The organism is Azonexus sp. GW821-FHT04F04 (assembly GCF_059420025.1).
This window is the reverse complement of record NZ_JBWKSX010000002.1, coordinates 421,329-430,030: the sequence shown is the minus strand read 5'-3', so window position 1 is coordinate 430,030 and position 8,702 is coordinate 421,329. Positions and strand designations below refer to the sequence as shown.

The window sequence follows — 8,702 nt, the reverse complement described above, 5'->3', positions numbered from 1 at the left end:
CCCAGGGTCGCCTTCTTTTTGCTTACTTTTTCTTGGCGAAGCAAGAAAAAGTGAGACGCCCCGCAAGGGCGGAACCCCAAGCCAATCGTCAGGCACCAAACAATGACCAACGGTCGCATCCTCTCCTATGGCCTGCTCGGCCTCCCCCTGGCCTTCGCAGCATTGCCAATCTACGTCCACGTCCCCCGTTACTACGCCGAAACCGCCGGCATGGAACTGGCCCTTCTCGGCTTCATCCTGCTCGGCGCCCGCCTGCTCGACGCCGGCATCGACCCCTGGCTCGGCTGGCTGGCCGACCGCGTTTCCCGCCCGCGCATGGTGGCGCTGGCCTTGCTGCCGTTTGCCGTCGGCTTCGTCGCGCTGCTCAATCCGCCGGACGAGAATGTTGCGCTCTGGCTGCTCGGATCGCTGGCGCTGACTTATCTCGGCTTCTCGGCCGCCAGCGTGGCATACCAGGCCTGGGGGGCGGATATTGGCGAGGAATCGGTCCTGAGAACCCGGTTGACCGCAGCAAGGGAGGGCTTCGGCCTGCTCGGCGTCGTCCTCGCCGCTGCGCTGCCCGCCGTGCTGGCGGCCAGCTTGAGCGACGGGATCGCCCGCTTGAGCTGGATACTGCCACCGCTGTTGTTGATCGCTGCGGTCACGACCTTCAGCCGTGTTGGCGTCGGCAAGCCGGTGCTCGCTGCCAGCCAGCCCTTGCTGCCCAGCCTGCGCCGCGTCTTCGCCGACCAAGCCTTCCGCCGCCTGCTTATCGTCTTCGTCGCCAACGGTATCGCCGCCGCGCTGCCGGCCACGCTCTTCCTGTTCTTCGTCGCCGACGTGTTGCAGGCCGAAGCCGCCAGCGGCCCGCTGCTCGCCCTCTACTTCATCGCCGGTGCTGCCTCGCTGCCGCTCTGGGTCATGCTCTCGGCCCGGCGCGGACGGGTCTTTGCCTGGCTGCTGGCGATGGGCGTTTCAATTGTCGCCTTCGCCGGCGCCAGCCTGCTTGGCTCTGGCGATGTTTGGCCATTCGCCATCATCTGCATCGCCTCCGGGCTGGCCCTCGGTGCCGATCTCGCGCTGCCGGCTGCGATTGCAGCGGACCTAGGAGAACGTCAGGGGCAGGCCGGGGCCTGCTTCGGCGTCTGGAACTTTGTTGCCAAACTCAACCTGGCGCTCGCCGCCGGGCTTTCACTACCCCTGCTCGGTGCGCTCGGCTATGTGCCGGGCGGTAGCGCCGGGCTGCCCGCGCTGACCTTTGCCTATGCGCTGTTGCCACTAGCCTTCAAGGCGCTGGCCGGCGCGCTGCTCTGGCGCTGGCGCCATTCTCTGGAGATCTGAATCATGAAACTCTTGCTTGCTGCCGCTTTCACCCTTGGTCTGGCCGGTTGCGCCTCGACCGGCGTCGAACAATACCGGGCCGAACAGCCGGCCCTCGATCTCAAGACTTACCTCAACGGCACACTCGACGCCTGGGGCATGTTCCAGGGCCGTTCCGGCGAGGTGCAAAAACGCTTCCACGTCGTCATTGATGCCAAGTGGGCAGGCGACACCGGCGTCCTCGACGAGAACTTCAAGTGGTCCGACGGCACCACCTCGCGCCGGGTCTGGACGCTGACCAAACAGGCCGACGGCACCTTCCGCGGCCGGGCTGACGATGTCGTCGGCGAGGCCATCGGCGAAGTTTCCGGCAATGCCCTGCGTTGGCGCTACGTGCTGGCCCTGCCCGTTGACGGCAAAGTCTACAACGTCGATTTCGACGACTGGATGTTCCTGATGGACGACAAGGTCATGATGAACCGCTCCTACATGTCGAAATGGGGCTTCAACCTGGGCGAAGTGACGCTGACCTTCGTAAAACGATGAACCCGATCATCACCGACTGGAAGGGCAAGCGCGTTTGGCTGGTCGGCGCTTCAAGCGGTATCGGTGCCGCCGTCGCTAACGAACTGGCAGACCGCGGAGCAAGGCTGGCATTGTCGGCCCGGAGCGCTGACAAACTGGCTGCCCTGGCCATCGCTAATGCCTTGCTGTTGCCGTGCGACGCAACCAACGTCGCCAGCCTGAGCGCCGCTCGCGAAAAATTGCTGGCTGCCTGGGGTGGCGTCGACCTGGTCATTTATCTGGCTGGCGATTACGTTCCAATGCGCGCCGACAACTTCGATCTGGCCGTCGCCGAGCAGGTCGTCACCGTCAATTTCAACGCTGCCATGCGTCTCGCCGCCACCGTTTTGTCCGACCTCAAACCGGGTGGCGGCATCGCCTTCGTCGCCAGCGTCGCGGGTTATCGCGGCTTGCCCAAGGCGCTGGCCTACGGGCCGGGCAAGGCGGCACTCATTCATTTTGCCGAAGTGCTGCACCTCGATCTGGCGCCAAAGGGCATCGGCGTCTGGGTGATTAACCCCGGCTTCGTTTCAACCCAATTGACCGCCAAGAACGATTTCACCATGCCGGCACTGTTGACGCCGGAACAGGCGGCGATTGCCACGGTCGACGGCTTTAAATCGGCCAATTTCGAAATCCATTTTCCCAAGCGCTTTACCCGCCTCATGAAGCTCTTCGCTCTGCTCCCTTACCGCTGGTACTTTCCGCTCATTCGCCGCTTCACCGGAGGCTGACATGACCCTCGACGAACTGATCGTCTTCTACAACGAATTCGCCCCGGCCAGCGTCGCCCGCTTTCCCGAGTTCTACAGCGACAACGCCTATTTCAAGGACCCGTTCAACGAAGTTCGCGGCCTGCCGGCCATTCAGCGCATCTTCACCCACATGTTCGGGCAGGTCGCCGAGCCGCGTTTCGTCGTCACCGAAAAGGTCGCCGATCAGAATGGCGCCATGCTGGTCTGGGAGTTCCATTACCGCGTCAAGTTGTGGGGGAAGGGCGAGGCGCAGCTCATGCGCGGCGTGTCGCATCTCAAATTCGACGCCGGCGGCAAGGTCTGCTACCACCGCGACTACTGGGATGCTGCCGAGGAGTTGTACATGAAATTGCCCGCCATCGGGACATTGATGCGCGGCTTGCGACGCATGCTGGCGGCCTGAGTTTTCAGGCATGCTGCAAAGAAAAAGGCCCGCAGCGATGCGGGCCTTTCTGCTTCAGCCGAGGCTGAAAATTACTTGGACTTCTTGACAGCCTTGGCGGTGGCGCTGGTCGCGGCAGCCATGTTGGTCTGGGCCATTTCGGTCACTTGCTTGGCGGTCTTGCGCATGTTGTCGAAAGCCGAGTTGGCGGCAGCGATGGCGCTCTGAACGGCAGCAACGGCAACGTCGGAACCAGCCGGAGCAGACTTGGCAGCCTTTTCGAGCATGGAAGCAACGTTCTTCTGGAAGTCGCCGAATTGGGCTTCAACCATCTTGGCCAGTTGTTCCTGGGTTTCGGTAGAGATTTCGTAAACCGACTTGGAGTAGGCAACAGCCTTCTCGACGCTCGGCTGGGCCAGGGAAGCCTGGATGGACAGGGCTTCTTGCGGATCCTTGGCACCCATCAGGGCCTTGGCGTTGGAGACGGAGTCTTCCAGAACGGAACGGGCGGTTTCCAGATTCAGGCTGGCGATGCGCTCAGCGGAAGCCAGGGCGGTGTTGGCGACGGACAACAGGGAATCAACAGCGGCTTTGTTTGCGGCGGCGAACTGCTCGGGATTGATGGACATTGGACGCTCCTAGAATTTTGGGTAAGTAAATGGTTGCAGCGGGTGCATTGTAACAATGTTTTTAACAAAATGCTGCATTGCAGCAATGCTGTCGGTATGGCCTGGGTAAAGAGATTCAAGCCAGTGTGGCAAACATCTGTTTCAAACGTATTGCATAAATGTGATCACGGATTCCGTAATTTTCTGATCAAAATGCCTGAAAAGCATTCTGCCATGGTAATTCCATGTAATTTCTGAAACAGTATCTCGGGCTGGTTAGCGCGTGATGATTATGCATTATGAATTCATATTTGGGTTGTTGCGTTTACAACAAATAACGTTCCTGCCGGGCGACGCGTGCCTCGATTGGGTGACTCAACGGGGTCAAGCCGGGGCGTTCCCGTCCCGGGTGATAGAATCCGCCCCGTTTCTGCGCAAGCTATTTCTCCCGATCGGACCCCATGCATTTCGACATCATCGTCATTGGCGCCGGCGCGGCCGGCATGATGTGTGCGGCCCAGGCCGGGGCGCGTGGCCGGCGCGTGCTGATCGTCGATCACGCCGCGACGCTTGGCGAACGCATCCGCATTTCAGGGGGCGGGCGTTGCAATTTCACCAACCGCACGGTCAGTGCCGACAACTACCTGTCGCAGAACCCGCATTTCTGCCGCTCGGCCCTGGCGCGCTTCTCGCAGTTCGATTTCATCGCGATGATGGACAAGCGGCGCATCGCCTATCACGAGCGCGAGCACGGCCAGCTTTTCTGCGACGAATCGGCCGAGCAGATCATCGACATGCTGCGCGATGCCTGCGACGACGCCGGCGTCCAATGGGCTTTTCCCTGTGCCGTGCAGCACATTGAGCGCCATCCAGGCGAAACCGCCAGGCGTTACACGGTCGACACGGAAAAAGGCCGTTTTTCATGTAACTCCCTGGTCGTCGCCACGGGCGGCCTGGCCATCCCGAAAATCGGCGCCAGCCCGTTCGGCTATCGGTTGGCTGAGCAGTTCGGGATTCCCGTCGTCCCACCCAAGCCGGCCCTCGTCCCGCTCGCCCTTGCCCCCGAGGTGCTTGAGCCGATCAAGCCCTTGGCCGGCTCGACGCTCGACGCCGTCGCCCAATTTGACGGCGCGCAGTTCCGCGAAAACGTGCTGATCACCCATCGCGGCCTGTCCGGCCCGGCCATCCTGCAGATTTCGAGTTACTGGCAGATGCAGGAATACCGCAGCGGCAAGAAGCAGCCCGTCGAGATTGACCTGCTGCCCGGCCTTGATGCCGGCGCCTGGCTCGAAGAACACCGCCAGGGTCGGGCGCATCTGCCCAATCTGCTGGCCGAACGTCTGCCCCGGCGTTTTGCCCACGAGTGGTGTGCGCTGCTCGGCGGCGAAAAAGTCGTCACTCGCCCGATCGGCGAACTCGGCCGCCGCGATCTCGAGATGATTGCCGGCAAGCTCAACGCCTGGCCGCTCATGCCGGCCGGCACGCTCGGGTTTGCCAAGGCCGAGGTGACGCTCGGCGGCGTATCGACCGATGCGCTGTCGTCGAAGACCATGGAAGCCAAGGCGGCACCCGGCCTCTACTTCATCGGCGAGGTGGTCGATGTGACAGGCTGGCTGGGCGGCTACAACTTCCAGTGGGCCTGGTCGTCGGGCTGGGTGGCTGGGCAGTTTGCCTGAATCGACGAGGCATCAACGTAAAATGGGCATTCGTTCAATGGTGCGCAGAAGAGGGGCAAGGCCGTAATGGACTGGCGAGAATGGGAGAAGTTTCGGGCCCGGCTGCGTAGCGAAGTGCACCATCTGGCCCGGCTGAACCCCAGTGACCGGCGCTGGCCGATGCCTTTCTGCGGCGCCCTCGCCATCGGCCTGCCACTGCTCGTCGGGGCGTGGTTCGATCACCTCGATTATGGCCTGATCTCGTCGATGGGCGGGCTGGCCTTTCTTTACCTGCCCGCCACGCCACTGGCGCACCGCTTGGTAGCGCTCATGGCCTCGGCCTTCGGCCTGTGTTCCTGCTACATCCTCGGGGTGATGACCCACTTCATACCGCTGCTCTTCGTGCCGGTGCTGACCTTCATCGCCATTGCGGTGTCGATGCTCTGCCGCTATTTCATGGTGGCGCCGCCGGGCAGCCTGTTTTTTGTCATGGCGGCAGCCATCGGGGCCTATTCGCCGGTCGAGTTCCTGCAGATCCCGACCTTCGTCGGCTTGCTCACCATGGGCAGCCTGCTTGCCTGCCTGATCGGATTTCTCTATAGCCTGTACGCGCTACGCCTGGCGCCGGCGCAACCGGTCCAGCCGCTTCCGCCGCTCAACGTCGATTTTGTCGTCTTCGATTCGCTGGTGATCGGCGTGTTTGTCGGCATTTCGCTCGTGCTTGCCGAGCTGTTTCAACTGGATCGCCCGTATTGGGTGCCGGTCAGTTGCCTTGCCGTAATTCAGGGGGCCACGCTGCGCGCTGTCTGGAGCAAGCAGGTGCACCGTATTGCCGGCACGGCCATCGGCCTGGTCGTCGCATGGGGCTTGCTCATGCTGCCGCTCGACAAGTGGAGCGTTTCGCTCATGATGATGGCCTTGGCCTTCATCATCGAAACGCTGGTTGTCCGCCATTACGGCTTGGCCGTGGTGTTCATCACGCCGCTCACCATCCTGCTCGCCAATGCCGCCCAACTCGGCCATGGCGCGCCGAACGTCATTCTTGAAGCGCGTCTGGTCGACACGGTGCTCGGCTCGCTGGTCGGGCTGGTCGGCGGCTTTTGCCTGCACAGCCCGGCTTTCCGCGAAAAACTGGGCCGCCATGTCCGGCGGCTGTGGCCGTCGGGTAGCGCGTCTTGATCAGCGTTGTTCGGCTATTGAAATAGCCACCGCCTCGGCAACCTTGATGCCATCGACGCCGGCCGACAGAATCCCGCCGGCGTAACCGGCGCCTTCGCCGGCCGGATAGAGGCCGCGCGTGTTGATGCTCTGGTAGTCGGCTCCGCGCTTGATGCGGATCGGTGACGAGGTGCGCGTTTCGACGCCGGTCAGGATGGCATCGGCCATGGCGAAGCCGCGAATCTGTTTGTCGAAGGCCGGGATCGCTTCGCGCAGGGCGTCGATGACGTAGGCCGGGGCGCAACTGGCCAGGTCAGTCATGTGCACGCCGGGCTGGTAGGACGGATCGACTTCGCCAAGGGCAGTGGACGGCCGGCCGGCGAGGAAGTCGCCGACGCGCTGGGCCGGCGCGGCATAGTTGCTGCCGCCGGCGACAAAGGCGGCTGATTCCCATTGGCGCTGATACTCGATGCCGGCCAGCGGATTGGTCTTGTAGTCGCCGGGAAAATCTTCCGGCTTCACTTCGACGACGAGCGCTGAGTTGGCGTTGCGTTCGGCGCGCGAATACTGGCTCATGCCGTTGGTCACGACGCGGCCTTCTTCCGAGGTGGCGGCGACCACCTGGCCGCCCGGGCACATGCAGAAGCTGTAGGCGGCACGGCCGTTGCCGCAGTGATGAACGAGTTTGTAGTCGGCGGCGCCGAGGATTTCGTTGCCGGCATTGGGGCCGAAACGGGCTTTGTCGATCATCGCCTGCGGGTGTTCGATGCGGAAACCGATGGAGAAGGGCTTGGCTTCGATGAAAACGCCTTGCTCGTAGAGCGCCTGGAAAGTGTCGCGGGCGCTGTGGCCGACGGCGAGGACGACATGGTCGGTGGCGATGGTCTGGCCGTCAGCCATGACCACGCCGCGGACTTGATGGTCGTCGATGACCAGCCGCTCGACCTTGCTGCCGAAGCGGATTTCACCGCCCAGATCGGTGATCGTGGCGCGGATGTTCTCGACCATCTTGACCAGCCGGAAAGTTCCGATGTGCGGCTTGCTGACGTACATGATCTCTTCGGGTGCGCCCGCCTTGACGAACTCCTCGAGCACCTTGCGGCCGTGGTGCTGCGGGTCCTTGATCTGGCTGTAGAGCTTGCCGTCCGAGAAGGTGCCGGCACCGCCTTCGCCGAACTGGACGTTCGATTCCGGGTTGAGCTTGTTGTTGCGCCACAGGCCCCAGGTGTCCTTGGTCCGCTCGCGCACGGCTTTGCCGCGTTCGAGGATGATCGGCTTGAAACCCATTTGGGCGAGGATCAGCCCGGCCAGCAGGCCGCAGGGACCGGTGCCGATGACGACCGGGCGGGTTTTGAGATCGGCCGGGGCCTGGGCGACGAACTTGTAGTCGGTATTCGGGCGCGGACCGACATTGCGATCATCGGCCAGTTTCCTGAGCAGCGCCGGCTCGTCGCGGACATTGAAATCCAGCGTGTAGATCAGCGTGATCGCCGATTTTTTGCGTGCGTCGTAGCTGCGCTTGAAAATCGTGAAATCGATCAGCTCGCCGTCGGCGATGCCCAGTCGCTGGCACAGGGCCGGGCGTAGCGCGTCCGCCGCGTGGTCGAGCGGCAGCTTCAGTTCGGTCAGTCTCAGCATGCGGATGTTCCCGAAATCTCAGCGTTCCTTGAACTGCTTGTGGCAGGTCTTGCAGGCTTCATGAACGGCATCGTAGGCCTTTTCGACCTGCGCCTTGTCCTTGCTCTGCGCGGCGACGAGCAGGGTGTCGGTGGCGGCGATGAAGGCTTTCTTGTTCTTCTCGAACTCTTCGGGCTGCTTCCAGACCTCCGCCGTCGCCTTGGTCGGCGGGTAGTTGGTGTCGGCGCCGAAGTGCTCCCACGGACCATCCCGCTTGGCGAGCAGCGCTTCAGCCATGGGCAGGAACTTGTCGGCGTCGTAGGTGCCCTTGCGCAGCATCACGCCCATCGGCTCGAAAGTCTTGACGATTTCCTTGAACGCCATCTGCCGGTGCTTCACCGGCTGACCCGGCCGCGTGTCCTCGACCTCGCCGCAACCAGCGAGCGTTGCTACGGTCAACAGGAAAAACAGAGGAAATTTCAAATGCTGGAACATGGCTGGCGATCGGAAGCAGGGCAGGACCCGGGAGGGCGAATTATACGGGCTGCGGGCTTGGGAAGCTGTATGGCGCACTCGGCAGGGCGGCGCTGGCCGATTTCAGATTTGGCCGTTATTTCCGGTTGACCGTAGCAAGCCGTGTGCACTGTGTCCCCATTGATTTGCG

At 62.6% G+C, this 8,702-nt stretch carries 9 protein-coding genes; 6 read left to right on the top strand and 3 right to left on the bottom strand.

What is annotated here, in order from left to right:
- Window positions 1–102 precede the first annotated feature (102 nt).
- Genes AC07TV_RS07380 through AC07TV_RS07365 form a run of 4 tightly spaced genes read left to right on the top strand, consistent with a single transcriptional unit; the run spans window position 103 to window position 3,021 of the window.
- A complete protein-coding gene (locus tag AC07TV_RS07380) occupies window positions 103–1,320 on the top strand; it encodes an MFS transporter (RefSeq protein WP_494647747.1) in 1,218 nt (405 codons plus the stop codon).
- 3 nt (window positions 1,321–1,323) lie between these two features.
- Window positions 1,324–1,845 carry a DUF3833 domain-containing protein gene (locus tag AC07TV_RS07375; protein ID WP_494647746.1) on the top strand — a complete coding sequence of 174 codons (522 nt, stop codon included), beginning with the start codon at window positions 1,324–1,326 and terminating at the stop codon, window positions 1,843–1,845.
- Window positions 1,842–2,597 carry an SDR family NAD(P)-dependent oxidoreductase gene (locus AC07TV_RS07370; RefSeq protein WP_494647745.1) on the top strand — a complete coding sequence of 252 codons (756 nt, stop codon included), beginning with the start codon at window positions 1,842–1,844 and terminating at the stop codon, window positions 2,595–2,597. The genes AC07TV_RS07375 and AC07TV_RS07370 overlap by 4 nt, the downstream gene beginning before the upstream one ends.
- 1 nt (window position 2,598) lies before the next feature.
- Window positions 2,599–3,021 carry a nuclear transport factor 2 family protein gene (locus tag AC07TV_RS07365; RefSeq protein WP_494647744.1) on the top strand — a complete coding sequence of 141 codons (423 nt, stop codon included), beginning with the start codon at window positions 2,599–2,601 and terminating at the stop codon, window positions 3,019–3,021.
- 71 nt (window positions 3,022–3,092) lie between these two features.
- On the opposite strand, the gene AC07TV_RS07360 is transcribed toward AC07TV_RS07365, so the two are convergent.
- Window positions 3,093–3,629, bottom strand: a complete 537-nt coding sequence (locus AC07TV_RS07360; protein WP_226498125.1) for a phasin family protein — start codon at window positions 3,627–3,629, stop codon at window positions 3,093–3,095.
- Window positions 3,630–4,069: 440 nt separating this feature from the next.
- Between AC07TV_RS07360 and AC07TV_RS07355 the strand changes: the two genes are divergently transcribed.
- Window positions 4,070–5,284, top strand: a complete 1,215-nt coding sequence (locus AC07TV_RS07355) for a BaiN/RdsA family NAD(P)/FAD-dependent oxidoreductase (RefSeq protein ID WP_494647743.1) — start codon at window positions 4,070–4,072, stop codon at window positions 5,282–5,284.
- 66 nt (window positions 5,285–5,350) lie between these two features.
- Window positions 5,351–6,442, top strand: a complete 1,092-nt coding sequence (locus AC07TV_RS07350; RefSeq protein ID WP_494647742.1) for an FUSC family protein — start codon at window positions 5,351–5,353, stop codon at window positions 6,440–6,442.
- On the opposite strand, the gene AC07TV_RS07345 is transcribed toward AC07TV_RS07350, so the two are convergent.
- On the bottom strand, window positions 6,443–8,059 hold the full coding sequence (locus AC07TV_RS07345) for an NAD(P)/FAD-dependent oxidoreductase (RefSeq protein WP_494647741.1): 1,617 nt from the start codon (window positions 8,057–8,059) through the stop codon (window positions 6,443–6,445). It lies immediately after the preceding gene.
- An 18-nt stretch (window positions 8,060–8,077) separates the two neighbouring features.
- On the bottom strand, window positions 8,078–8,533 hold the full coding sequence (locus tag AC07TV_RS07340; RefSeq protein WP_494647740.1) for a c-type cytochrome: 456 nt from the start codon (window positions 8,531–8,533) through the stop codon (window positions 8,078–8,080).
- Between the last annotated feature and the right edge of the window lie 169 nt (window positions 8,534–8,702).

Bases quoted from the DNA above. Each gene is read 5' to 3' on its own strand.
- AC07TV_RS07345 (WP_494647741.1), bottom strand. From the start codon at position 8,059: ATGCTGAGACTGACCGAACTGAAGCTGCCGCTCGACCACGCGGCGGAC.
- AC07TV_RS07375 (WP_494647746.1), top strand. From the start codon at position 1,324: ATGAAACTCTTGCTTGCTGCCGCTTTCACCCTTGGTCTGGCCGGTTGC.
- AC07TV_RS07355 (WP_494647743.1), top strand. From the start codon at position 4,070: ATGCATTTCGACATCATCGTCATTGGCGCCGGCGCGGCCGGCATGATG.
- AC07TV_RS07360 (WP_226498125.1), bottom strand. From the start codon at position 3,629: ATGTCCATCAATCCCGAGCAGTTCGCCGCCGCAAACAAAGCCGCTGTT.
- AC07TV_RS07365 (WP_494647744.1), top strand. From the start codon at position 2,599: ATGACCCTCGACGAACTGATCGTCTTCTACAACGAATTCGCCCCGGCC.
- AC07TV_RS07370 (WP_494647745.1), top strand. From the start codon at position 1,842: ATGAACCCGATCATCACCGACTGGAAGGGCAAGCGCGTTTGGCTGGTC.
- AC07TV_RS07350 (WP_494647742.1), top strand. From the start codon at position 5,351: ATGGACTGGCGAGAATGGGAGAAGTTTCGGGCCCGGCTGCGTAGCGAA.
- AC07TV_RS07340 (WP_494647740.1), bottom strand. From the start codon at position 8,533: ATGTTCCAGCATTTGAAATTTCCTCTGTTTTTCCTGTTGACCGTAGCA.
- AC07TV_RS07380 (WP_494647747.1), top strand. From the start codon at position 103: ATGACCAACGGTCGCATCCTCTCCTATGGCCTGCTCGGCCTCCCCCTG.